The 24,707-nt window shown below is 66.2% G+C and carries 19 protein-coding genes and 1 pseudogene; 8 read left to right on the forward strand and 12 right to left on the reverse strand.

Features of this window, described 5'->3' with window-relative positions; all coding sequences use genetic code 11:
- Positions 1–103 precede the first annotated feature (103 nt).
- The 4 genes from QQL87_RS25090 to atzD form a co-directional block, all read right to left on the reverse strand.
- Positions 104–793, reverse strand: coding sequence for a Fe2+-dependent dioxygenase (locus tag QQL87_RS25090; protein ID WP_284421607.1), 690 nt, complete (start codon positions 791–793; stop codon positions 104–106).
- A 36-nt stretch (positions 794–829) separates the two neighbouring features.
- Positions 830–3,361, reverse strand: a complete 2,532-nt coding sequence (locus QQL87_RS25095) for a TonB-dependent receptor (RefSeq protein WP_284421606.1) — start codon at positions 3,359–3,361, stop codon at positions 830–832.
- Positions 3,362–3,759: 398 nt separating this feature from the next.
- Complete coding sequence (locus QQL87_RS25100) at positions 3,760–6,156, reverse strand: TonB-dependent receptor (protein WP_284421605.1); 2,397 nt, start codon at positions 6,154–6,156, stop codon at positions 3,760–3,762.
- A 282-nt stretch (positions 6,157–6,438) separates the two neighbouring features.
- Positions 6,439–7,563, reverse strand: coding sequence for a cyanuric acid amidohydrolase (gene atzD / locus QQL87_RS25105; protein ID WP_284421604.1), 1,125 nt, complete (start codon positions 7,561–7,563; stop codon positions 6,439–6,441).
- A 119-nt stretch (positions 7,564–7,682) separates the two neighbouring features.
- Here atzD and QQL87_RS25110 point away from each other — a divergent pair, with 119 nt between their 5' ends.
- Positions 7,683–8,486 carry an MBL fold metallo-hydrolase gene (locus QQL87_RS25110; RefSeq protein ID WP_284421602.1) on the forward strand — a complete coding sequence of 268 codons (804 nt, stop codon included), beginning with the start codon at positions 7,683–7,685 and terminating at the stop codon, positions 8,484–8,486.
- Positions 8,487–8,489: 3 nt separating this feature from the next.
- On the opposite strand, the gene QQL87_RS25115 is transcribed toward QQL87_RS25110, so the two are convergent.
- Positions 8,490–9,815 carry an acyltransferase family protein gene (locus QQL87_RS25115; RefSeq protein ID WP_284421601.1) on the reverse strand — a complete coding sequence of 442 codons (1,326 nt, stop codon included), beginning with the start codon at positions 9,813–9,815 and terminating at the stop codon, positions 8,490–8,492.
- A gap of 110 nt (positions 9,816–9,925) precedes the next feature.
- Between QQL87_RS25115 and QQL87_RS25120 the strand changes: the two are divergent.
- The 4 genes and pseudogenes from QQL87_RS25120 to QQL87_RS25135 all read left to right on the forward strand — a co-directional run.
- Positions 9,926–10,151 (forward strand): annotated as a pseudogene (locus QQL87_RS25120) (MBL fold metallo-hydrolase); the annotation flags it as partial.
- 209 nt (positions 10,152–10,360) lie between these two features.
- Positions 10,361–11,968, forward strand: a complete 1,608-nt coding sequence (locus tag QQL87_RS25125) for a hypothetical protein (protein WP_284421600.1) — start codon at positions 10,361–10,363, stop codon at positions 11,966–11,968.
- Between the two features lie 109 nt (positions 11,969–12,077).
- Positions 12,078–12,566, forward strand: a complete 489-nt coding sequence (locus QQL87_RS25130; protein WP_284421599.1) for a DUF427 domain-containing protein — start codon at positions 12,078–12,080, stop codon at positions 12,564–12,566.
- Between the two features lie 166 nt (positions 12,567–12,732).
- Positions 12,733–13,215, forward strand: a complete 483-nt coding sequence (locus tag QQL87_RS25135; RefSeq protein WP_284421597.1) for a hypothetical protein — start codon at positions 12,733–12,735, stop codon at positions 13,213–13,215.
- A gap of 322 nt (positions 13,216–13,537) precedes the next feature.
- Here the strand turns inward: QQL87_RS25135 and QQL87_RS25140 are convergent, their stop codons facing one another.
- The 6 genes from QQL87_RS25140 to QQL87_RS25165 form a co-directional block, all read right to left on the reverse strand.
- Positions 13,538–14,191 (reverse strand): HAD family hydrolase, encoded by a 654-nt coding sequence (locus tag QQL87_RS25140; protein ID WP_284421595.1) that lies wholly within the window; start codon positions 14,189–14,191, stop codon positions 13,538–13,540.
- Positions 14,192–14,992: 801 nt separating this feature from the next.
- Positions 14,993–15,403, reverse strand: coding sequence for a hypothetical protein (locus QQL87_RS25145; RefSeq protein WP_284421593.1), 411 nt, complete (start codon positions 15,401–15,403; stop codon positions 14,993–14,995).
- Between the two features lie 335 nt (positions 15,404–15,738).
- Positions 15,739–16,395, reverse strand: a complete 657-nt coding sequence (locus QQL87_RS25150) for an Mpo1-like protein (RefSeq protein WP_284421591.1) — start codon at positions 16,393–16,395, stop codon at positions 15,739–15,741.
- A gap of 244 nt (positions 16,396–16,639) precedes the next feature.
- Entirely contained in the window at positions 16,640–16,834 is a 195-nt protein-coding gene (locus tag QQL87_RS25155) for a DUF2783 domain-containing protein (RefSeq protein WP_284421590.1), read from the reverse strand.
- Positions 16,831–18,468: an FAD-dependent oxidoreductase gene (locus tag QQL87_RS25160; protein ID WP_284421589.1), complete on the reverse strand. Its 1,638-nt coding sequence runs from the start codon at positions 18,466–18,468 to the stop codon at positions 16,831–16,833. Before QQL87_RS25160 ends, QQL87_RS25155 begins: the two co-directional genes overlap by 4 nt.
- Before the next feature lie 51 nt (positions 18,469–18,519).
- The gene (locus QQL87_RS25165) at positions 18,520–19,062 is read right to left on the reverse strand and encodes a VOC family protein (protein WP_284421588.1); all 543 of its coding nucleotides are present in this window, start codon (positions 19,060–19,062) and stop codon (positions 18,520–18,522) included.
- 139 nt (positions 19,063–19,201) lie between these two features.
- Between QQL87_RS25165 and QQL87_RS25170 the strand changes: the two genes are divergently transcribed.
- The gene (locus tag QQL87_RS25170) at positions 19,202–19,696 is read left to right on the forward strand and encodes a MarR family winged helix-turn-helix transcriptional regulator (RefSeq protein WP_284421587.1); all 495 of its coding nucleotides are present in this window, start codon (positions 19,202–19,204) and stop codon (positions 19,694–19,696) included.
- Between the two features lie 94 nt (positions 19,697–19,790).
- The gene (gene htpG / locus QQL87_RS25175; RefSeq protein ID WP_284421586.1) at positions 19,791–21,662 is read left to right on the forward strand and encodes a molecular chaperone HtpG; all 1,872 of its coding nucleotides are present in this window, start codon (positions 19,791–19,793) and stop codon (positions 21,660–21,662) included.
- Between the two features lie 24 nt (positions 21,663–21,686).
- Here htpG and QQL87_RS25180 read toward each other — a convergent pair whose 3' ends face one another.
- The gene (locus QQL87_RS25180) at positions 21,687–22,685 is read right to left on the reverse strand and encodes a Bug family tripartite tricarboxylate transporter substrate binding protein (RefSeq protein WP_284421585.1); all 999 of its coding nucleotides are present in this window, start codon (positions 22,683–22,685) and stop codon (positions 21,687–21,689) included.
- 176 nt (positions 22,686–22,861) lie between these two features.
- Between QQL87_RS25180 and QQL87_RS25185 the strand changes: the two genes are divergently transcribed.
- Positions 22,862–24,667 carry a long-chain-acyl-CoA synthetase gene (locus tag QQL87_RS25185; protein WP_284421584.1) on the forward strand — a complete coding sequence of 602 codons (1,806 nt, stop codon included), beginning with the start codon at positions 22,862–22,864 and terminating at the stop codon, positions 24,665–24,667.
- The last annotated feature ends 40 nt before the right edge of the window (positions 24,668–24,707 follow it).

The following is a 24,707-nucleotide window of genomic DNA, read 5'->3' on the forward strand; positions in this document are numbered from 1 at the left end:
TGATCATGCGAGACGGGCTTGCTGCAATGACTCAGCGGCCATGAGCGCGGGATCTGGAAGCGGCTGCGGACTGTTTGGCGCGCGCGGCGGAGCAACGCTCCGGTCAGACCTCGGCCCAGTAGCGGATCAGGTTGTGATAGAGGCCGGTCAGCCGCACCATTTCCGGATCATCGCGGCCCATGCGCTGCGACAGTCCCTGGATCGTGGTGTCGAGATCGAAGATCATGCTGCGCGCCAGCGGATCGCGGATCATGCTCTGCAGCCAGAAGAACGAGGCGACGCGGACGCCGCGCGTCACCGGCGTGACCATGTGCAGGCTGGAGGCCGGATACAGCACGAGATCGCCGGCCGGCAGCTTGATCTCATGCGAGCCGTAGAGGTCCTCGATGATGAGTTCGCCGCCGTCATACTCTTCCGGCTCGGACAGAAACAGCGTGACCGACAGATCGGTGCGGATGCGCAGGCCGGTGAGCTTGTCGCCGCGCACGGCGTTGTCGACGTGAATGCCGAAATGGTGGCCCGACTCGGCGCTGTAGCGGTTGAACAGCGGCGGGAAGATCTGCTGCGGGATGGCGGCGGCGAGAAAGCGCGGATTGGCGGTCATCGCCGAGATGATGCGGTGGCCGAGCTTGCGCGCCACCTCGCTGTCGGGCGGCAGCTGCTCGTTGCGCTTGACCATGGCCGACTGGGCGCCGGCCGTCGAGCGGCCGTCCTCCCAGTCGCTTTGGTCCATGATGTGGCGGAACTCCGCCACATCATCTTTGCTCAAAATTCCGGGGACACAGATCAGCATGAAATCATAACTCGATAAATGCCCCGGTTCAGGCGGTCAGAACCGCCCCGACAGGACGATCGACGCGCTTCTGCCGGGACCGACGAAGGTGAACGGCGTGGCACTCTGATAGAAGGCGTCGTAGTAGAGCTTGTCGAAGATGTTGGCAACGAACAGCTTCGCCGTCCAGTTCTTGTCGATCTTGGCTTCCGCGAAGGCATCGAAGCGCCAGTAGCTCGGCAGCTCGGTGCCCTGGTTGGCCGCGAGCCAAGTGCCGCCGTAGATCTTCGAGCGGTACACCGCCTGGCCGCCGATCTCCCAGGTATCGTTGATCTCATACTTGGTGAGCAGGCTGAACGACTGGTGCGCGGTGTTGGCGAGCTGCAGGCCGACATTGCTGGTGAACAGCGCCGTGTTGGCCGGCAGGATGTTCGACTTGGTCACCTCGGACTGCATCAGCACGAGGCCGCCGAAGATGCTCCATTTGTCGGTCAGCTTGCCGCCCGCCTGCAGATCGATGCCGCGGATGCGGTAAGCGGCGCCGGCGGAGAGACACGGCACGTTACCGGTGGTGGCGTTGTAGGGGCAGGCCGCCGTCGCGGTCTTGGCGCTGGTGACGTTGAACGACTCGCGGGCATTCTCCTTCTCGGTCTGGAACAGGGCTCCCGTGACCAGCAGCCGCCCGTCGAGCAGCTCCCATTTGGTGCCGATCTCGATCGAGGTGTTCTTCTCCGGCCCGAAGACCTGGTTGGCTCCGCCATTCGTCACGGCCGAAATGCCGCCGTACTGGGCGCTGAGGCCGTCGAACTCCGCACCGACCGGGTTCGACGAGGTCGCATAGGCCGCATAGAAGCTGGCATAGGGCACCGGCTTCAGCGTCAGTCCGAGATTGAAGTTCGGCATGCCGCTCGAGGCAGCCGTCGAGCCGGGCACGTTGGCGACGCCGTTCACGGTGCCGAAGCCATCCACGCGGACGTCGTATTTGTCGTAGCGGACGCCGCCGTTGAGGATGACGAGATCCCGGTAGTTGACGCTGTCGAGCGCGTAGACGCTCGCGGTGTCGATCTTGAGGTTGGTGGGGAACTGGCTCAGCGAGGGGATACCGAACGGCAGATCCGTGAACTGCGGGTTGAACACGCTCACGCCCGACAGCGAGCCGGCTCCAGAGAAGGGCAGGCCCTGCTGCTCGGAGGTCAGGCCGGTGTAGCTGTTGATGATGGCCTTTTCCTGCGACACTTCGAGGCCGGCGACCAGGGTGTGCTTGAAGGCGCCGGTGTCGAACTTCCAGGTCGCGTCGAGCTGGTTGGCCAGCACGTCGGTCTGCTGGAAGCGGCTCTGCGGGTTGGCACGGATCACCGCGGCGGATGGTGGATTGATGTTGGTGGCACCCTCCGGCAGCGTGCCGATGTAGTTCAGGACCGAGCGCGACACCCTGACCTTGTCGGAGATCGTCAGGTCGGGCGTGATCTTCACCTCGGCGTTGAACGTGCCGATATCCTGTCCGATCCGCTGGAAGTCGCGATTGAGGAAGCCGTACCAGGCGTTACGCGGCGAGCCGACCTCCGGGAACGGCGCGCCTGGCGTCAGGTTGCCGGCCTGACGATAATACGGCACGCCGAAGTCCGGACGGCCGGAGACCTCGGTGTGGATGTAGTTGGTGACCAGCGTCACGCTGTCGAGCGGTGTCCACTTGGTGGCAATGAAGCCGCCATTGCGCTTGTCGGTGACGAAGTCGCGTCCGGCCACGCCGGCATCCTGGAACAGGCCGCCGACGCGCGCGGCGAAGGTCGGCGTGATCTTCTGGTTGACGTCGATGACGACGCGCTTGGTCTGGTCGGTGCCGAGCGTGGTGTCGATGTTGTAGAAGCTGCTCTCGGGCGTGGCCTGCTTGGTCACGATGTTGATCGCGCCGCCGGTGGTGCCGCGGCCGGCGAAGGACGAGGCCGGGCCGCGCAGGATCTCGACCTGCTCGGTGAAGAAGTTCTCGCGCACCGAGACGCCGGCGTCACGCACGCCGTCGATGAAGACGTCGTTGCGGGCGTCGAAGCCGCGGATGAAGAAGCGGTCGCCGAACGCGTTGCCGCCTTCGCCGGTGCCGAGCGTGACGCCGGCGGTGGAGAGCACGGCGGATTTCAGGCTGGTGGAGTTCTTGTCCGCCAGGATCTCCTTGCTGAGGACCGTCACGGTCTTCGGCGTGTTCAACAGCTTCTCCGGAAACTTGCCGGAGGCCTGCAGCCGCTCGCCCTTGTAGTCGGAGGCGGGGCTCGAATAGGGGTTGCGGTCCGGCGGCTGGTTGCTCTTGGGGGCCGCAGCCTGCTGCTGCTGTTGCTGGCGCGCGGCGCGGCGCATCGCGTCGCGGGCGCGGACCTGATCGGCGGTCGGGCGCGAGGCGGCCGGCTTCGGGCGCGCCACCGGGGCTTCGACGGTGACGGAGGGCAGCGGCGCCTGCTGGGCTTCGGCACTCGAGAAGGATGCGACCGCAATCAGGCTCGCAACCGCCGAGACCTTCACGCCGGAAATGTCGGCGGAGGATTCCCCGTCATGCCAGCTCGCTCCACGCAAGCTTCTTGGAAAAACTGCCTTACCCATACTCGACCACCCCGTTCGCTACGCAAAACTTCAGACTTGGGTTCATTGAACGCACGCAACCGGCGCGAGCCAGTTGCGAATGCAAGTCAAGAAGCGAGGGAAAGCGGTCCAAAGCTGGTTCCGCTCATGGCCGGATTGCGAAAAGTGTCCATTCATTTCTGATAATGACAATTGGTCGCAAAGTGTCGCGACGCAGCAACAGTCGAAACTCCCAGGTTGTACGAAACGGCACCGTTCAATCGCTGATCGGAGAAAATCCGACCTGGATACCTGTTTTCGGCACGAGAAACTGCGGCGGAATGTCTCAGGCGGGGCCGGCCGGCCCGCTCTTCGCTCCCGCCGCATCCGGAAGATGCGGCGGGAACCCGGCAACAATGTTGCCCGATCTTGATTGCCGATCAGAACTTCGCGGTCGTGATCAGATAGAACGCCCGCCCTGGAGCGACCTGGGTGAAGGGCACGTTGCTGCGGTAAAAGGTATCGTAATAGAGCTGGTTGGTGAGGTTCTGGGCGTATACCTTCATGCTCCAGTTCTTGTCGATCTGCTTCTCCACGAACGCGTCGAAGCGCCAGTAGCTCGGCAGCTCGTTGCCGGTGTTGGCTGCGAAGGTGCCGCCGAACACTTTGGAGCGGTACACCGCCTGGCCGCCGATCTCCCAGCCGTCGTCGAACTTGTATTTCGACAGCACGCTGAGCGACTGATGGGCGACGTTGGCGAGCTGCAGGCCGACATTGGAGGCGATGCCGCTCTCGGTCACCTTGGACTGCATCAGCACCAGGCCGCCGAAGATGCTCCAGCGATCGGTGATCTTGCCTTCCGCCTCGAGGTCGAGGCCCTGGATGCGATAGGCGGCGCCTGACGTCAGGAGGCCGTTGACGGTCTCGCGGGCGTTGTCCTTGGTGGTCTGGAACAGGGCGCCCGTCACCAGCAAATGGCGGTCGAACAGCTCCCATTTGGTGCCGATCTCGGCGCCCTTGTTGCGCTCCGGCCCCAGGATGATGGTGCTGTTCGGCGGGATGCCGCCGTAGTCCGTGGCAGTGCCGTCGAGCTCGGAGCCGAACGGGTTGGCCGAGGTCGCATAGGCGGCGTAGAGGCTGCCGATCGGCATCGGCTTGTAGACGAGGCCGACATTGTAGTTGATCAGGTCGGAATCGACGGTCGCCGAGGCCGTATTGTTGGAGGAGCGCATCCCATAGCCGTCATAGCGCAGGCCGCCATTGAGGATGATGATGTCGCGCCAGTTCGCGGTGTCGATCACATAGGCGCTCTTGGTGTCGACATCGTAGCGCGTCGGGTTGCCGGTCAGATAGGGCACGGTGGTGAACGGCAGGTTGGTGTAGGCTGGGCTGAAGATGCTCTGGTTCTGCAGCCCGCCGCCCGTGGTGCCCTGCGAGCCGAACGCCTCGGAGGTCAGGCCCGCATAGCGGTCGATCGAGATCTTCTCGTTGGAGAACTCGGTGCCGACCACCGTCGTGTGCTTGATGGCGCCGGTGTCGAACTTGATCGTGAGGTCGTTCTGGTTGGCCCAGTTGTCGACGGTCTGGTAGCGGCTCTGCGCACTCGCGTTGAAGAACCATTTGGTCGGGTCGGCGTTCGCCGTTCCGGCCACGCTCGCATTGGGCAGGGTGCCGATATAGTTCAGCTCGGAATGCTCGCCGCGCAGCTTGCTCGTGAAGGTGACGGCGTCGCTGAGCTTGAGCTCGCCGGCCAGTGTGCCGAAATCCTGCCGTGCCGCCTGGAAGTCGCGGTTGAGAAAGCCGTACCAGGTGTTGCGTGGGATGCCGGCCGAGGTCACCGGAATGTTGCCCTGCTTGTAAAACGGCACGCCGAAATCCGGATAGCCGGAGAGGTCGGTATGGACGTAGTTGGTCGTCACCTTCAGCGAGTCCGTCGGCGTCCATTTCGTCGAGACGAAGCCGCCCCAGCGGTCATCGGTGACGTGATCGCGGCCCGCGACATTGGCGTCCTGGAACAGGCCGCCGGTGCGTACCGAGAAGGTCGGCGAGATCTTCTGGTTGACGTCGAGCGTGATGCGCTTGGTCTGGTCGGTGCCGAGCGTCGATTCGGCGTTGTAGAAGTTGCGGTCGCCGGCCTGCTTGGTGATGATGTTGATGGCGCCGCCGGCGGTGCCGCGTCCGGCATAGGCGGACGCCGGGCCGCGCAGGATCTCGACCTGCTCGGTGAAGAAGTTCTCGCGCACCGACACCGCGGGATCGCGGATGCCGTCGATGAAGATGTCGTTGCGCGCGTCGAAGCCGCGGATGAAGAAGCGGTCGCCGAACGCGTTGCCGCCCTCGCCGGAGCCGAGCGTGACGCCGGCGGTCGAGCGGCCGACCTCCTTGAGCGTCGTGATGTGCTTGTCCTCCATCACCTCCTTGCTCATCACCGTGATGGTCTTCGGCGTGTTGACCAGCTTCTCGGTGAACTTGCCGGAGGCGACGCGGTCGACCTTGTAGGGCGCGGCAGCGTCGGCGTAGGGGTTGGCGTCGGGCGGCGTCTGCGGGCCGGCCGGCGGCTTCTGCTCCTGCTGCGGCTGGCGGGCGGCGCGGCGCAGCGCGCTGCGGGCGCGGACCTGGTCGGCCGACGGCCGCGAGGCCTGCGGCTTGGCCCGGGCGGCCGGTGCCTCCACGGTGACGGATGGCAGCGGCGCCTGCTGCGCCTCCGCGCCGGAGAATGATGCCACCGCGATCAGGCCGGCGACGGCCGACACCTTCATCCCGGAGACATCAGGGGACGCATCCCCCTGGTACGCGGTGCCCCCGCGCAAGCTTGCTGGAAAGACAGCTCGACCCATATTCGACCACCCCAATGGCTACTCAAGGACTGAATTCTTGTTCGTGAGTTCGACAATCGGACTGCTCCAATTGCGAACGGCTCTCAACAAGTCCTCGAATTTCGTCCAAAGGTCGGTAGGGCGGTGGCCGGATTAGGAATATGTTACCTGATGCATGTGATAATGAGTCGCATCTACATTATTGCCGAATTTTACGGTTCCAAATTACCGGCTAGCGCGGAGGTGGGCGTTATGACGCAGTCCGGCGCTCCGAGGCTGCGCAAGCAGCTTTGAGAGCCCGGTTCATTTCTTATGCCGCTCGACGATGATCGCGACCGGCCCGCCGCCGTCGGGGCCCTGGTGCTCGGCGCCGCCGGAGACGAACAGATCGGTGAAGCCGAACAGCCCGGCCAGCGCACCGCCGACAAAGGCGCGCGCATGGCGGGTCGAGGAGATATCGCTGTCGTCCAGCATGGTGTGCCTGAGGCCGCGCAGCCTGCCGCTTTGCGCCGCCTCCGCCTTGGCGAGCACCGCCGCGATCCGGCCGCGCGACGCCGCCGGCACCTGGCCCGGCGCCTCGAGGCCGAGCCGGGCCAGAGCGGCGCGCGCCGGCTCGATGTCGATGGCATCCGCCATCACGCCGTGATCGATGGCGAGCGGCCCAGTCCAGTTCGCTGACATGCCGGCCACCATGATTTCGTGGTCGAGCAGCTCGACGCCACCCGAGGTTGCCGCGCGCTCGCTGTAGCGGCCGTAGTCCGCGCAGATCATCGCATCGGACAGATCGGAAAGCGCGAGCTCGCCGAGCGCGACAGCGACGCCGAGCGCCGAGGCGCCGCGCGAAAACCCCATCGACTTCAGCGTATCGCGCACAACGGTGCGTTGTCCCTGCGCCTCCGCCGCCTCGATCCGCTCCATCGTCAGCAGCGGGCATTTTACCTGGACGTAGTGGACATCGGCGGGGTCCGTGATCCCGGCATCGGCCATCGCGGCGCGGACGCCGGCGGCGACCAGCTCGATCTGCTGCAGCCGGCCGAGATGCTCGCTCGGCAGCACCGGCGTGCGCGCCCGCCCCAGCGCCAGCGATGTGGCGAATGCGCGCGGCTCGCTGTCGTGGCCGGCCGCGCGCGCCTCGAGCACGATCATGTGCGGCGACAAGGCACCCTCGGTGCCGCCCGACATCACCATCGCGATCTGCCGCACCGCATCGTCCGTCAAGTGCCTGCCGAGCAGCGCCTCGAGCGTGCGCACGGCGAAGGCGCGGGTGAAGTCGTTGACGCAGCCATTGCCCTCGGTCTTGCCGAGAATGGCGACGATGCCGGCCGGATCGATCGTGCCCTGCGCGATGCTCGCCGCGAGCGCGCCGACATCGTCGGGGCTGCGCATCGGCAGGCGGTGGACACAGGCGCGGCGTAAGGCGGTCGTCATCGGCAGTCTCCTGGATGCTGTCGCCGAACCTTAGGCAATCACGACCGCGCGCGCGACGGTGCTCCAGGATGGTCGCCATGCTATCCTGTTCGCCCCCGGCTTTGCGACGGATGGTGCCCATGCCCCTCTGGACCTGCCTTCAATGCGGCGCGCAGTTTCCCGATCGTGAATCGCCGCCGGCCGCGTGCAGAATCTGCGACGAGGAGCGCCAGTTCGTGAACTGGAGCGGGCAACGCTTTCTCAGCCGCGACGAGCTCTCCGCACGCTGTCAAATCGTCTGGCGCGACGACGATGGCCTGACCGGTCTTGGCCTCGACCCGAGCTTTGCGATCGGCCAGCGCGCGCTGCTGATACCCGAGCCCGACGGCTGCGTGATGTGGGATTGCATTCCGTTGGCCTCCGATGCGGCGATTGCTCATGTCCGTTCGCTCGGTGGGCTGAAGGCCATCGCGGTGTCCCACCCACATTTCTATGGTGCGGTGGCCGACTGGAGCGAGGCCTTCGGCGGTGTGCCGATCTATCTCCATGGCGACGACCGCGACTTCGTAACCCGGCCGCATCCGGCGATCGTGCCGTGGACGAGCGACACGTTGGCCATATCCGACGCGATCCGGCTGCACCGGACCGGCGGCCATTTCCCCGGCGCCACGATCCTGCACTGGCGCGACGGCGTCGACGGCAAGGGCGCGCTGTTGACCGGCGACATCGCCATGGTGGCGATGGACCGTCGCCATGTCAGCTTCATGTATTCCTATCCGAACTACATCCCGCTCGGCCCGGCCGCGGTGCGCCGCATCGCCGACGCGGTGGCGCCGCTGGCGTTCGACCGCATCTACGGCGCATGGTGGAAGAAGAACATTGCAACCGGTGCCAAGGCCGCGTTCGAGCGGTCCGTCGACCGTTATCTCGCGGCGATCGCCTGAGCGTCAACCCGGGGAATGTGAGTAGCGTTCAGCCTGATCTGACGCGGTGGCGAGCGCCTCGGCTGGCACGGGAAACGGCCCCGCGATGTGTGCTCGCAGGATGCTCGCGGGCCGAACGACTGGGCTGCGGCGAAACCGCGACGAGAGCCGGACAGCATAACGGTCTATGGTGAGGAAGACGACGCTTGCGGCCGCACTTGCCGCGATCCCGACGGCGATGGCGCAGAGCTGCGCCAGTCTGGTATCGACGAACGCGGTCAGGGCCACGAATGCCGCCGATGCCGGCCCGCACATGATCGGCCAGTGGACGAGGTACAGGGGAAACGAAAATTTCGAAAGGGCGACCAGCATGGGCCTTGCCAGAACGGTACGCCAGCTCCGGAGGTCCATGACGCCAGCCAGGATCAGCATCGCGCCATACGCCTTCTGCTGCATCGGCGCGAACTGCCCCGCAAGCAGCCATTGGGTCTCGGACGAGCAGAGGCGGATCAGCCATCCGGGCTGCCATACGTCCGCGAGCACACAGCAGTGCAGGCCTGCGACGACAAGCGCCGTCGCCGTGAGCCTGCGATGCGAGGGTGGCCGTTCGGCGTAATGGGCCGACGCAAGCAGATGGCCGACGAAGAAGCAAACATGGGCGCTCCGGATCGTGAACAGCGTTCCAGCGATCATGACGGCAAGCCAAAGCCACCACGACCGTCGTGCGCACCAGCAGAGGAACAGGATCAAAATGGAGCCCTGAAACTCGATGCTGAGAGTCCAAAACGGTACCACGAAGGAATGGCTCAGCTCGGTCTGCCAGGGAGCGAGCAAGGTCCCGGCCGGCAAATCGCGATAACCCAGCAGAAGCGCATTCAGCGTGCCGTCGCGGAGGATGGAAAGGACCGAGAGGTCGACATCCCATTGTCCGCTGAGCCAGGCGCTGCCCAAAATCCGGCCGGCCTCGGCGTTCGCCCTGCCAAACATCAGCATCAAGGCTGCGGCAAAGACCGTCGCGGCCAAGGCTGGCAGACCCAGGCGAACGGCGCGCGCGAGGATTTGCAGTGCGGGGGAGCAGCCCTTTCGCTCGAACGAGCGAGTGAGGACGTAGCCACTGAGACAGAAGAAGACGTAGACAGCCGAATAGCCATCATAGAGGAAGCTTAGCGGCGAAGCATGAATGGTCGCCGCGATCATCGACGACGGCGAGGACGCGACCAGCTCGGGCAGAAATGCGGAAAGAAGGTGCAGCAGCAGGACCTGGATCGCCGCGAGGCCCCTGATGGATTCGAGATACGCGATCCGAGGCAGAGAAGCCCCGGGCGAGAATGGTGCAGCCAATCTCGACACGCTCAGACTGTCCTCATGTCTGGGAGAGGATCCGTACATGTGAGCGACTTAGCCGCGAAACGTTAAGATAGGCAGCGCGGGGCGTGCATAATTGACGATGCAGCTTTTGCGTGTATTTTGGTTCGCTTCCCCTCTGGACCTGTTTTCAATGCGGCGCGCAGTTCGCCGATGCGCCGGCGTCGCCAGAGCATTGCGTCGTCTGTGAGGACGAGCGGCAATATGTCGGCTGGAACGGGCAGTGATTCCTCAGTCGCAACGAGGTTGCCGCGCGTCATCAGGTGGTCTGGCGCGAGGATCGAGCTCGAGTCGTCCTTCGCGATCGGCCAGCGCGCCCTGCCGCCCAATCCCCGTAAAGTAACGGGGTGTTAGGGACAACCTCAGGGTTTTCAGATACCGGCTTGCAGTCTCAGGTCCGGCGGTGTCCTGGTATCCTCGTGGATTGGGGTACCGCAATGCATGCGCCGTCATCGTCGTCTCCGGCTGGCCTGGCCGCGCCGGCCGGCCTTGCTGTGCCTGCCGTTGCGCTCCGAGGCCTGAACCAGCCGGTGGCCAGCACCACCCCGCGATGGCTCTGGGCTGCCGTGGCGCTGATGCTGGCCACCGTGCTGGCGCTGCCGTTCCTGCTGGTCGACGTGCCGCCGGTGCTCGACTATCCGAACCATCTGGCGCGCCTGTTCGTGCTGGCGCATCCCGGCGATCCCGTGCTGTCGCAGATGTATGCGCCGAACTGGCGCATCCTGCCCAATCTCGGCATCGACCTGATCGGCGTGGCGCTGCTGCGGGTGACCGACGTCCATGTCGGCGGCCGCCTGCTGCTGGCGCTCAGCCTGTTCACGCCGCTCGCCGGCGTCGTCGCCTATCATCGCGCCGCGTTCGGGCGCTGGGCGCCATGGCCGCTGGCCTCGGCCGTGATCGCCTACAACGCCGTCTTCCTGCTCGGTTTCATGAATTTCCAGCTGTCGCTCGGACTCGCGCTGATGGGCGCGGCCGGCTGGCTGGCGCTGCGCCGGCCCGGCCGCTGGCTTTCAGCCATCATCTTCGGCGCACTGGCCGCGACCACGATCTTCCTGTGCCACCTGCTCGGCGTCGTCTTCTTCGCGCTCCTGATCGGCGCCGCCGAGGCTGATCGTCTGTGGCGGTTGCGCCGTGCGCCGACGCTGCTCCTGGAGCTCGCACGCACCTTCACGGCGATCGCGATCACCTTGAGCCCGGCGCTGCTGCTCTATGCGCTCAGCCCGCTCAGCGAGGTCGGCGCCGGCCTCGGCGAATGGGACGGCGCCCCGAAGCTGTGGCGGATCCTGACGCCGTTCCTGACCACCAGCGCCGAGCTGACGCTGATCACGGCGGCCGCGGTGCTCGCTTTGCTTGTCCTGCTGCGCCGCGAGCTGCAATTCGCGCCTGGCATGCGGCTCGCCCTGCCGGCGCTGCTGCTCGTCTTCCTCGCGGCACCTGCGAGTGCCAAGGGCGGAACGTTCGTCGACATGCGCTTCGCCGCGATGGCGGGGCTGCTGCTGTTTGCCGGCCTGCAGCCGCGGCTGACGGGGTGGAAGGCGGCGCTGACAGGCGTTGTGGTCGGCGGGCTGGTGCTGGCGCGCTGCGCAGACATTGGATCGGCCTGGCTCGCGCACCGCGATGACCTGGCGGAACTGCGCGCGGCGATCGCGCAGGTGCCGCCGGGCGCCCGGGTCATCGCCGCGCACGGCCATCGCGAGCAGGTCGTCAGCCGCCGCGACCGGGTGCTGCCCGGTTTCCGCTATGTCGATTCGCATCTCGCCGCGCTGCTGGTGATTGAGCGGCGCGCCTTCTGGCCCCTGATGTTCGCGCATCCGAGCCAGCAGCCCGTTGCGGTGCGTGCCGCCTTTGGCCGGCTCGCGCAGCCGCTGGCCGAGCCGGTGGCGTGGCGCTGGCTGCAGCCGGATCCGCCGGCCGATGAGGTGCTGCCGGTCGCGCACTATCTGGCGAACTGGCGCTCCGATTTCGATGCCGTGCTGTTGCTCGATCCGCCGGCCCCGGCTCAGCCGGTCGACGGACTGGAGCCAGTCTATCGCGGCAGCTACATCCAGCTGTTCCGGACCGGACATGGCGACCGCGGCAGTGCCGCGCTGCAGGGGGGCGCGCCTGCGGCCGGACCTGCTCCGCTGCCGCCGTCCTGAGTTTCCGCGGGACGTTGTGCTGGTGATCCTTCCCGGCGCTCGGGACGTTGCTCTGCTGCCGCCGAGGGACAGGAGCGCAGCAGCCTGACGTGCGGCCAGGGAGAACACCATGCAGCGTGTCACGCCAGGGCCGGGTCAGGAATCGGTCTGGGACTATCCGCGGCCGCCACGGATGGAGCGCTGCGGCGCGCGGCTCAAGGTGGTGTTCGCCGGCGTGACCATCGCCGACACTGAGGATGGCTATCGCGTGCTCGAGACCAGCCATCCGCCGGTCTACTACATCCCGCCGCAGCATGTGGCGATGCATTTCCTGCGGCGCGCGGCGGGCAGTTCGTTTTGCGAGTTCAAGGGCGTGGCGTCATACTGGTCGCTCGACGTCGGCGGCCGCGTGTCGGAGCAGGCGGCCTGGAGCTATGAGCAGCCGACGCCGTCGTTTGCGCCGATCGCCTCGCACCTCGCCTTCTACGCCTCGCGGGTCGACGCCTGCTTCGTCGGCGACGAGCGTGTCGCAGCGCAGCAGGGCGATTTCTACGGCGGCTGGATCACCTCGGCCGTGGTCGGTCCGTTCAAGGGCGCGCCGGGGACGCGGCACTGGTAGACGCGGCACTGGTAGACGGGCGCCCGCTTCCATGATCCGATTGCCGCTGATGTTCGTAACGAACGATGGCGGCGGTCGCGGGCTGCGCGGCGCCGCCCGCTGCGGCACGGCGCGGACACGATCCCGCGCCAGGCCAGCGATCATCTTCACGACGCCGGGGACTGCCATGCGACGGTTGATGAAGTTCCTGCACACGATGGGCGCGATCGGCATGATGGGCGCGATGGCCTGCCTCGTCGTGCTGCTCGGCATGATCCCGCAGCCCTCGGTGTCGCTGCCGCTCTACGCCGAGATGCGGGCTGCGATGGGCGCCATCGTGCGCTACGTGTTCTTCCCCTCGCTCGGCCTGACCCTGGTCGCCGGCCTGCTCGCCATCGCCGTCAACCGCGCGCTGCACAGCGCCGGCTGGGCACTCGCCAAGCTCGCCTCGGGCATCCTCGTGTTCGAATGGGGCTTTGCCGCGGTGCAGGGCCCGATGCAGGAAGCCGCTGAAGAAGCCGCCCGCGCCGTCGCCGGCCAGATCGATCCCGCGACCATCACGCCGAACTTCGGCACCGAGCAGGGCGCCATCTGGGTCATGCTCGGCGTCGCCACCGTGAACGTCATCCTCGGCGTCTTTCGGCCGAAGTTCACCAACCTGCCGGATTGAGCGTAGCGGGGCTACGAAAAGGACCAGATCCTTTCTGATGCCGCAGCGCGCGAGGTGCCGATGACTGCGCCCTCTCCCCTTGCGGGAGAGGGCATGTAGGACAGTGCGGCAAACTCGGTTCGGTGAGGGGTATGCCTCCACGAGCGTTGCTCGCGGAGAGAAACCCCTTACCCAACCGAACGCGCGGATTGGCCGGCGATGCCCTCTCCCGCAAGGGGAGAGGGCGCTGTATCGCGCAGTGTCGACCAGAGGCGGCCTCCCGCTCCGCGTTTCCAGAAATGACTTGGAGAGGGAGGACGATGACGAGAGAACAAGCCCGCTGCTACGGCGCTGTTGCGAGATGGTGCCGCAGCTCGTTCACCGTCTCCACCACGCGGTCTGCCCCCGCTTCGGTGAGCTGCTCCGCCGTGTGATAGCCCCAGGTCACGCCGATCCCAGTCACGCCCGCCGCCTTCGCCATCACCATGTCGAAGCTGGTGTCGCCGATGAAGACGGCATCGTCCGCCGCAACACCGGTCGCGACCAGCGCCTGCAGCAGCATCGCAGGATGTGGCTTCGACGGCGCCATGTCGGCGGCCTGGATCGTGCTGAACCAGTCGCGCCAGCCGAGGGTCTCCAGCGCGGGCACGACGGCTTTCGAGGTGTGACCGGTGGCGATGCCGAGCTGCGTGTCGCGCCTGCGGCTCAAGCCAAAGAGCAACTCGCCAATCCCATCGAACGGCGTCTCTGCAAAACTCGGATCGGCGCGCAGCTGCGGCAGCACCCGCGCATAGGCGCTCACCATCGCAATTACCGGAGCATCCGGTCGCGCCAGCTCCGCGAGCACGAGCTCCAGCGAGCGGCCGATCAGCGCCAGGCTGTCCTGCGCCGCCGGCACCGGCAGGCCGAATTCGGTGAACACGGTGCGGTGGCATTCCAGGATCAGCGCACGGCTGTCGACCAGCGTGCCGTCGAAATCGAAAATGATGAGCTGCACGGCAGGGCTTTCGGATCGGCGATGGAGAGCATGGTCGCAGGCATCGATCGCACAGGACGCTGCCGACGTCACGCGAGATTCATCGGATGCTCTCTCCTCCCGTCATTCCGGGGCGCGCGAAGCGCGAGCCCGGAATCCATCGTGCGGCAAGGCATGAAGCGTAAGGTGCTTGCTCGACTGGGCGCCCCGAGCGCTCATGCAGATCGCCGGTCAAATTCCGGAAAAAATAATTATCTTGCGTTTTTACAGAAACTATGCTTTTCTCCACCCATCCCGCCTCGTGCAGAGGGACGTACGCGTCGTCACGAACGTGGAGGTGGGCTGCGATGGACGTGACGGCTGTGCCAGACGAGCGCAGGTGTCACGGACGGCGAAGTCGTGTGGTCCTGGCCTCTCGACGCTGAGGTCAAGTTCGCGAGTGAAGCTGTGACGGCTCGCGCGGGCGATGGGGGCAAGAACGCCGATCCCCAGGGAGAGCACGAAGGACACCGTAAAACCGTTGCGCGGGGGAGGCCGCTGGGTGGCCCGACCTGTGGTGACTGCCGCCTGCTTTCCTTGTTGCAGGCGGGCCATGGGCCGTGGTCAGCACCCGGCCTTCCCCGCGCCCTCTCGTTGGCGAGAGGGCTGACGACCGCATCACTCGGGCCTCACGGGCCGCGGGAACGCGATGACGCATGCCGACCGGATCTGCAGCCGATATCAGTCCGCGCAGGCTGTGTGCGCGATGAACGAGGCCATCGTCGGCCGCCCATGGACGACGCCAGCGCCGTGGCGGCGCTGCCGTCGGCCATGTCGAAGCCGTCAGAGCGGCGTGGCGCGCAGCTCGATGGTCACCGGCGTCGCGGTGCGCCGGCTCGCCGGATCGGCCGGCATCTGCAGCACGCGGGCGCGCTGGCCGGCGGCGAGGTCGGTGACCTTGACGACCCGGCCGTTCGAAAATTCGAGTGCGTCGTGGTGCTCGGTCGGCTTGTGGGTATCGACCTGGCGGAAGCGGGCGAGATGGGCGCCGACCTTGCGGCGGAAGAAGATGCCCTTGATGCGCACATCGCCCTCGAAGGCGAGCTCCGTGCCCGGCCGCAGACAGACGGCCGTCAACGGATCGTCCTTGGTGCAGAAGCCGCGCGTCTCCGTGCCGGGAAAGCGACAGGAGACCAGCACGTCCTCGGTCTTGGCATCACGGGAGGCAACAGTATGAAGGCTGTAGTCACACATGGAGAGCTCCTGAAGGCCGCCAGCACTCAGGCCGCAACGGCGCAGCAGGGAAGTCGTTCCAAGATGTTGAAGGCGCCGCGCGGTTCCACCGCCCGCGGCACGATAGGGCGATGGCATATGGCGCTTTGCGTATTGCGCACGCCTCCTTCCACTTCGTCATGGCCGGGCTTGTCCCGGCCATCCACGTCAGCTGCGCCCTCGGAACGAGGTGGATGCCCGGGACGAGCCCGGGCATGACGGAGCAACAAATTCGTAGGCGCTCGTGCCGCGATGGCCTCATTTGGCCATATGCGATTGCCCTGCGCGGTACTGGCGGTGGCAGGGCGAGGGGCGCATCAGGTGAGGTGGGCCGCCTCTTCGGTCTCGGCTTCATCCGCCGCGGCACCCCAATGCGAGGCGTCCTTGATCGTCGGGTCGATCAGCTCGCCGCGCAGCAGCGCCAGCGGCGATTTCCAGTACAGCGCGATATTGTGAAACGGATCGGTCAGCACCTTGAACGCCCAGATCAGGCCGGTCGCGACATCCTGCGTCGCAGCGAGCTGGATCACGCGAAACAGGCCGGCGCCGATGCCGACGGCAAGCCAGAGCACGCCGACGTGGCGCACGAAATCCATCCGGCTCAGCGGCGCGTCGAACAGTCCGAACAACGTGGGAGACAGCACCAGCGCGACCGGCACCAGGCCCCACACCGCGAGCAGGACGATCTTGCGGGTCTGATTGTAGCCGACCTTGACCGCTTCCTTGTAGTCGTTGCTGACGCCGTTGACGTGGTCATAGCCGTTCGGCTCGAAGAAGAAGTGCCCGGTCTGGCGCGTCAGCATCGCCAGCCAGCCGACCAGCCCGGCCATCGCGGGATGCTTGAACAGCAGCGCGTAAGCGACGAGGAAGATCACGGCGCTGACCAGGTGCAGCGTCTGATTGATCCGGCTCTGATGATAGTAGCGATAGTCGTCGAAGCGCTGCGTCTGCAGCGTCTGATAATAGCGCGACATGCGAATCCCCGTGCCATTGTGCAACGAGACGGAGACGTAGAGCGCTTCAGTGAACGTGGCGTGACATGTTGATGTTGTCACAATGAAACCGACCGGCGGCGGAGCAGGAGACGCCTGGAACGCGAACACGCCGGTCCATGGCCGGCGAGCGAGTCGCCTGCGCCTCTCTGCCCTTGCCAGAGAACGCGCCCGCACGGCTTTGATCGGGATCAAATCCGCGCGGGGAGTCGCATGGGGACGGATGTCAGCCGCCGGGGGATCGCGCCAGCCGGATCGCCTCGCTGAGGATGGCGCGGTCGCCGATATGGTTGGCGAGCAGCAGCACCAGCCTGGCGTTCATGCGCAAGGCCTCCTCGTCACTGAGATCGCGCTGGCCGCCGATCAGCTCGGCATAGAAGTCGTCGGGATCGCCGATGTTCGGAGTGAGGGTCAGGCTCATGCCGCAAGCTCCTGCTGGATCGTGCCGGGCTTGCCGCAGGCGCGCCGGACCGCGTCGGCGATCCCGGCCTCGTCGAACTGCGGAAAGCGGGCGATGACATAATGATCGGGGCGGAACACATAGGTCGTGCCCGGCGAAGCGCCGTAGCGTTGCCCAAGCAGGCCTTTGCCGTCGTCGATGTCGCGGCCGACGACGACAACGCGCGTGGCGATGCCGTCGATGCTGAGCTGATCGGCCGTGACGGACTTGTCGAACGTGACCACGGTGAAGCCGGAGCCGAGGCAGTTCAGGAACCAGCCGGGCTTGCCCGCAACGGTCACGGGCGCGTCCGCCGCATTGGTGCCTGGGGTCATGGCAGCCGGGACGCTTGCGTTGTCCGGCGTGTTCAAAGAGGACGCGACATAGGGCGTCGGCGTCGACAGCCGGCCGCTATTGACCAGCGGCCGGGCGAAGGCGTGATGCTGGGCGAGGTCGAGCACGGCGTCGCGGAACAGGCGGCTCACGCGCGTCTTCGGCGTGATGAAGTCGGTCGCCCGTGTCGAATTCAGGATGTTGTCGTCGGCCGCGTAAGCGCGCTCCTCGTGATAGCTGTCGATCAGGCTTTCGGGCGCTTCGCCGCGCAGCACCAGCGCAAGCTTCCAGGCGAGGTTGTCGATGTCCTGCACGCCGGTGTTGGCGCCGCGGGCGCCGAACGGCGACACCTGATGCGCTGCATCGCCGGCGAACAGCACCCGTCCATGGCGGAAATTGTCGATCCGGCGGCAGGCGAATTGATAGATCGACACCCATTCGAGCTCGAATTCGGTGGTCTCGCCGAGCATGGCGCGGATCCGCGGAATCACGCGCTCGGGCGTCTTCTCCTCGTCCGGATTGGCGTCCCAGCCGAGCTGGAAGTCGATGCGCCAGATGTTGTCGGACTGGCGATGCAGCAGCACCGACTGGCCCGGATGGAACGGCGGATCGAACCAGAACCAGCGCTCGGTCGGAAACTCCGCCTTCATTCGGACGTCGGCGATGAGAAAACGGTCCTGGAAGAACTGGCCCTTGAACTCGGCGCCGACCATGCGCCGCGTGTCCGAATTGGCGCCGTCGCAGGCGATCACCCATTGCGCCTCCATGGTGAAGATGCCGTCCGGCGTCTCCACCGCGAGGACCGCGCAATCGTCGGTCTGCTTCAGGCTGACGAGACGATGCTTCCAGCGCAGATCGACCAGCGGATTTCTGCTGCAGGCGTCGACCAAGATCTCTTCCAGATAATATTGCTGCAGGTTGATCATCGCCGGCCAGCGATGGTCGGGCTCCGGCAGCAGGTCGAACTGGTAGGACAGCTGGTCGCGGAAGAACACTTTTCCGATGTTCCAGCTGACGCCCTTCTCCACCATCGGCGCGGCGCAGCCGAGACGGTCCCAGATCTCCAGCGGGCGCTTGGCGTAGCACACGGCGCGGGAGCCGATGCTGACGGTGTCGTTGTCGTCGAGCACGACCACCGGCTGGCCGTGCGCGGCGAGATCGAGCGCCGCCGTCAGGCCGATCGGCCCGGCGCCGATCACGACGACCGGGTGGCGGCGGAGCGTGCCGCTGCGCTGCTCGGCGGAGCAGACGTAGGGAAATCGCGGATAGACATAGTTGCTCATGGCTGCCTCGCCTGGCGCGTTGCGGTCGGGACGGTGGAAAGGAACGATCGCTCAGTCGACGCCGGCGAATTCCTTCTCGTGCATCCAGGCAGTGTGCCGCGGTGGCTTCTTGGTGGTCGCCCATTCATCGACCATGGCGTGGGCGACCGACTTCATCCGCGTGATCTGCTCCGGCGTCGCGGTCCAGGTCGCGATCTCCAGGCGGTGGCCGCTCGGATCATGGAAGTAGATCGACTTGAAGATGGTGTGGTCGGTGATCCCGACGACGTCGAGGCCGGCGGCCTCGGCGCGCGCCTTGGCCTCCTCCAGCTCCTCCATGTCCTTGACCTGGAAGGCGATGTGCTGGGTCCATTCCGGGGTGTTGGGATCGCGCCCCATCGGCGGCGAGTTCGGCAGCTCGAAGAAAGCGAGGATGTTGCCGTTCCCGGCATCCAGGAAGATATGCATGTACGGATCGGGCGCCTTGGTCGAGGGCACCTTGTCCTCGGCGATCGCGCCGAGCAGGTCCATGTTCAGGACCTTCTTGTAGAAGTCGACGGTGGCCTTGGCGTCGACGCAGCGATAGGCGACGTGGTGGATCTTCTCGATCTGCATGATGGTCCTCCCATGATCGTTGTTGGCAAGATAGTAACGGATGATACGATCTCGTGGCTTTGATCCAGATCAACCCGGCCGTGGGAAGATTGAGGTCGCCAGGGGCGAGCGCCTGGAATGGGCGAGGGCAGGGGATGCGATGACGAAGGCGGCCAACGAGACCCGGGACCGGACCGACAATGAGGCGGCCAGCGAGCGCGAGCTCAGGCTGCAGCGCTATTTTCCCTACCGGCTGGCGCGCCTCGCCGAGCAGGTGTCGCTGGCGGTGGCGGAGGTCTATGGCGACCGGTTCGCGCTGTCGCGCCAGGAATGGCGGATTCTGGCCGCATTGGGCGAGCAGCCGCGGTTGCCGACCAAGGAGATCGGCCGGCTGACCACGCTCGACAAGATGAATGTCAGCCGCGCCATGCAGAGCCTGGAAGCGCGCGGCATCGTCAGCCGCAGCCGCGATCCCGAGGATGGCCGCGAGCGGATCGTGACGCTTTCGGCCGCCGGGCGGGCGCTGTACCGCAAGATCGTGCCCTATGCGCTGGCACGCGAGGCCGACCTGCTCGGCGTGCTCACGCGGGAGGAGGCCGCCATCCTCAATACGGTCATCGACAAGCTCCTGAGCGTCACGGAGCGGTCGGCATGATGCGTTGCAGGGTGTTCGGAAGGCTTGATCGAGGCCGTCGCCGCGCTATATCGACGGTCTCTCCTTCATTGCCAGCATGGGCCAACGCACGACGATGACAGACACCGCCACCGTTAGCCATTCCTTCCAGGCCGAAGTCTCCGAGCTGCTCCATCTGATGGTGCACTCGGTCTACTCCGAGACCGACATTTTCTTGCGCGAGCTGATTTCGAACGCTTCCGACGCCTGTGACAAGCTGCGCTACGAGGCGATCGCCAGGCCGGACCTGATCGGCGAGGGCGAGCCGCCGCAGATTCGCATCATTCCGAACAAGTCGGCTGATACGCTGACCATTGCCGACAGCGGCATCGGCATGGAGCGCCAGGAGCTGATCGACCATCTCGGCACCATCGCCCGCTCCGGCACCAAGGCCTTCGTGCAGAAGCTGTCGGAAGCCAAGGATGGCACCGGCCTGATCGGCCAGTTCGGCGTCGGCTTCTACTCGGCCTTCATGGTCGCCGACCGCATCGTCGTCATCAGCCGCCGCGCCGGCGAGAACGACGTCTGGACCTGGACATCCTCCGGCGGCGCCGGCTTCGAGGTCGCACCCGCGTCCGAGGAGGATGCCAAGCGGGTGTCGCGCGGCACCGAGATCGTGCTGCACCTCAAGGACGACGCCAAGAAATATCTCGAAACCTACGAGATCGAGCGCATCGTCACGGCCTATTCCGACAACATCCAGTTCCCGATCATGCTGGTCGCGGAAGAGGGCGAGCCGCGCCAGATCAACTCGGCCAGCGCGCTGTGGCAGCGCTCCAAGTCAGAGCTAACGCCTGAGGATTATGCCAAGGCCTACAAGTCGATCGCCCACGCCTTCGACGAGCCGGCGATGACGCTGCACTACCGCGCCGAGGGCCGCTATTCCTACGCCGTGCTGCTGTTCGCGCCCTCGACCAAGCCGTTCGACCTGTTCGAGCCGGCGCGCAAGGGCAAGGTCAAGCTCTATGTCCGCCGCGTCTTCATCACCGACGATGCCGACCTGATGCCGGCCTATCTGCGCTTCATCCGCGGCGTGATCGACAGCGAGGACCTGCCGCTCAATCTGTCGCGCGAGATGCTGCAGAACAATCCGCAGCTGTCGCAGATCCGCAAGGCCGTGACGACGCGGGTCATCACCGAACTGGAGCAGCTCGCCGACAAGGACGCCGAGAATTTCGACAAGGTCTGGGAGTCGTTCGGCGCCGTCATCAAGGAAGGCCTGTACGAGGATTTCGAGCGCCGCGACAAGCTGCTGGCGTTGGCGCGCTTCACCACGACATCGGGCGAGAAGCGCTCGCTGAAGCAATATGTCGAGGGCCTCAAGGAGAACCAGACCGAGATCTACTTCCTGGTCGGCGACAGCCTCGAGCGGCTGAAGTCCAATCCGCGGCTCGAGGCGGCCAAGGCGCGCGGCGTCGAGGTGCTCTTGCTGACCGATGCGGTCGATGCGTTCTGGACCTCGGCGCGGCTCGAATATGACGGCAAGCCGCTGAAGTCGCTGAGCCAGGGCGACATCGATTTCGACCCGATCCCGGTCACCGAGCCGAAGGCCGACGACGAGGCGCAGCCGGCGGCCGACGAGGCCAACACGATCGCGCTGATCAAGGCGAGCCTCGGCGACCACGTCACCGACGTGAAGGTCTCGACCCGGCTCACCACCAGCGCCTCGTGTTTGGTGGCCGGCAGCCACGGTCCGGACCGCGAGCTGGAGCGGATCCTGTCGCAGCAGGCGCGCGGCGCCCGCACCAAGCCGATCCTGGAGATCAATCTGCGCCATCCGCTGGTGGTGGCGGTCGCCAAGGCCGCAGCCGACAAGGCCAAGGTCGATGACCTGTCGTTCCTGCTGCTCGAGCAGGCGCAGATCCTGGATGGTGAATTGCCGGAGGATCCGGCGGCGTTCGCAGCACGGCTCAACCGGCTGGTGCTGCAGGGCGTGGCGACGGCCTGAGGCCGGCGGTTGCGGGCGCGGGGCTCAGTTCTTCGCGCTCGCCTGGGTCGCGACGAGCTTGCGCCAGCGCATCACCTCGGCCCGGTAGGTCGAGGCATAGACCTGGCTGTCGCCGGTGATCGGCGTGGCGCCGATCTCGGCGAACTCGCGGGCGATCGCGGGATCGGCCAGAGCGGCATTGATCTCGCGGTTGAGCAGGTCGACCACCGCCTGCGGCGTCGCGCGCGGTGCGGCGACGCCATAGAAGCCGGAGGTCTCGAATGCCGGCAGCACGTCGGCGACCGGCGGCAGGTTGGGAAAGGCCTCCGCGCGCTCGCGCGTCGACACCGCCAGTGCGCGGATCTTGCCGCTGCGCAGCAGGTCGGTCGCGGAGGCGGTGTTGTCGAACATGGCGTGGATGTGCCCGGAGGCGAGGTCGGTCAGCGCCGGGCCCGAGCCGCGATAGTGGACCACGGACCAGCTGATGCCGCCGAGCGTCCGGAACAGTTCGGCCGACAGCAGCTGAACGGTGCCGGGGCCGGCCGAGCCGACGCTGAGCTTGCCCGGGTTGGCTCTGGCGTAGGCCAGGAACTCGGGCAGCGTCTTGACCGAGAGCTCCTTGTTCACCAGGAGCAGCAGCGGCATCCGCGCCATGCCGGCGACGGGCACCAGATCACCGCTGCCGTCGGCATCGGCGGCTCCGGCCGACGCGTTGATGATGTTGGCGGTCGATGTCGCCAGGATGGTGTAGCCGTCCGGCGCGGCGTTCGCGACGCTTCGGGTGGCGACGCTGCCGCCGGCGCCCGGCCGGTGGTCGAGAATGAAGGGCTGGCCAAGCCGCCGGGTCAGGCGGTCGCAGATCAGCAGCGACAGGCGGCCGGTGGCACCGCCTGGCGCAAAGGGGATGACCCAGGTGACGGGGCGGGCTGGATAGGGGGCCTCGGCTCCGGCCGGATTCACCGCCGCAACGGCGCTCCAGGCGGCACTTTGCAGCAGCGCACGCCGCGTGATCGTCGTCGTAGGCTTCGTCGCATCCTTGGTCATGCCGGCCTTCGCGTTGGCATGTTCTGGGACATGCAACCTAGCCGGTATTTGCGATTACTTCGTAAAGGATCGCATTCGCATCAATCACGATGCACTCTTTGCGAGTTAACCGTGCCGGTTAACGCGTGGTCAGGCGGTGCAACCTATAAGACGCCGACCTTGAACCGGTGGCAGGCATGAACTTCGAGCGCGCGGACCGATCGACGGACCCCATCAAGCCCGCTCCGAAGCCGTCGCCGGCGAAGATCTGGCTGAAGGCGATCGAGCTGACCGCGCGGATCGAAGCGGAGCCGGTGCGGCTGTTCGCCGATATCGTGGACGACTGGGCGGCGAAGCAGCCCGGGCGGCCGGCATTGGTCTCGGAGCGCGAGACGCTCAGCTACGCCGCGCTGTCCGCACGCATCAACCAATATGCCCGCTGGGCGCTCGCAAACGGCATTGGGCCCGGCGCCACGGTCGCGCTGATGATGCCCAGTCGACCGGACTATCTGGCCGCATGGCTTGGGATCAGCCGGGTCGGCGGCGTGGTCGCGCTGATCAATACCAATCTGGTCGGCGCCTCGCTGGCGCACTGCATCAACGTCGCCAGGCCGGCCCATGTCATCCTGTCAGGCGCGCTTCGGGAGGCGTATGCAGGCGCTGCATCGCTGATGTCAGGCACGCCGCGCGTATGGACTTGCGACGACGGCGATCTCGACGCCGCGCTGGCGGCGACGGACCCGCATGCGCTGGCGCCGGCCGAGCGACCCGACGTGACGATCAGCGACCGCGCGCTACTGATCTACACCTCCGGCACCACCGGCCTGCCGAAGGCCGCCAGCATCAGCCATCGCCGCATCCTGAACTGGGGCGGCTGGTTCGCCGGCCTGACCGGCGCGGGGGCCGATGATCGTCTGTACGACTGCCTGCCCGTCTACCATTCCGTCGGCGGCATCGTCGCGCCCTGCAGCATGCTGCGCGCCGGCGGCACCGCGGTGCTGGCCGAGAGATTCTCGGCGCGCCAGTTCTGGCACGACATCGTCCGCCACGACTGCACGCTGGTGCAATATATCGGCGAGCTCTGCCGTTATCTGTTGGCGGCTCCGCCGTCGGAGCTCGATCGCGCGCATCGGCTGCGGCTGGCCTGCGGCAACGGCCTGCGCGGCGACGTCTGGGAAGCGTTCCAGGCGCGCTTTGCGATTCCGCAGGTGCTGGAATTCTACGCCGCGACCGAGGGCAATTTCTCGCTGTACAATGTCGAGGGACGGGTCGGCTCGATCGGCCGCGTGCCGTCGCTGCTCGCGCATCGCTTTCCGGCTGATATCATTCGGCTCGATGCCGATCAGCGCGCGCCGCTGCGCGGTGGCGACGGACTCTGCGTGCCCTGCGCGCGCGGGGAGGTCGGCGAGGCTGTGGGCAGGATCGGCAAGGCCGATGACGGCGGTGGCCGTTTCGAAGGCTATACTGATGCGGCCGAGACCGAGAAGAAGATCCTGCGCGATGTCTTCGCCAAGGGCGATGCCTGGTTCCGCACCGGCGACCTGATGCGCCAGGACGAGCAGGGCTTCTTCTATTTCGTCGACCGCGTCGGCGACACCTTCCGCTGGAAGGGCGAGAACGTCGCGACCAGCGAAGTGAACGAGGCGATCCTCCGCTGCCCGGGCGTGCTGGAAGCATCGACCTATGGTGTCGCCGTGCCCTGCAGCGACGGCCGTGCCGGCATGGCCGCGCTCGTGGTAAGTGAGGCGTTCGATCTGGCGACGCTTTCGGCTGCGCTTGCGCGCGGTCTGCCGGCCTATGCGCAGCCGGTGGCGCTTCGCATCACGTCGTCGCTCGAGGCCACCGAGACCTTCAAGCAGAAGAAGCAGCAGCTGATGCGCGAGGCGTTCGATCCCGCGATCGTGCACGAGCCGCTCTATATCAGGGATGCGGCCACAGGCGCCTATCGCGTCCTCGACCGCGATCTCCATGCGCGCATCGTGGCGGGAGAGGTCCGCTTGTAGATGATTTTAATCATAGGCGATGAGGGGCATTTACCAACGG

The sequence above is a fragment of the Bradyrhizobium sp. SSBR45G genome, from assembly GCF_030159255.1.
In the GTDB taxonomy this organism is placed as follows: domain Bacteria; phylum Pseudomonadota; class Alphaproteobacteria; order Rhizobiales; family Xanthobacteraceae; genus Bradyrhizobium.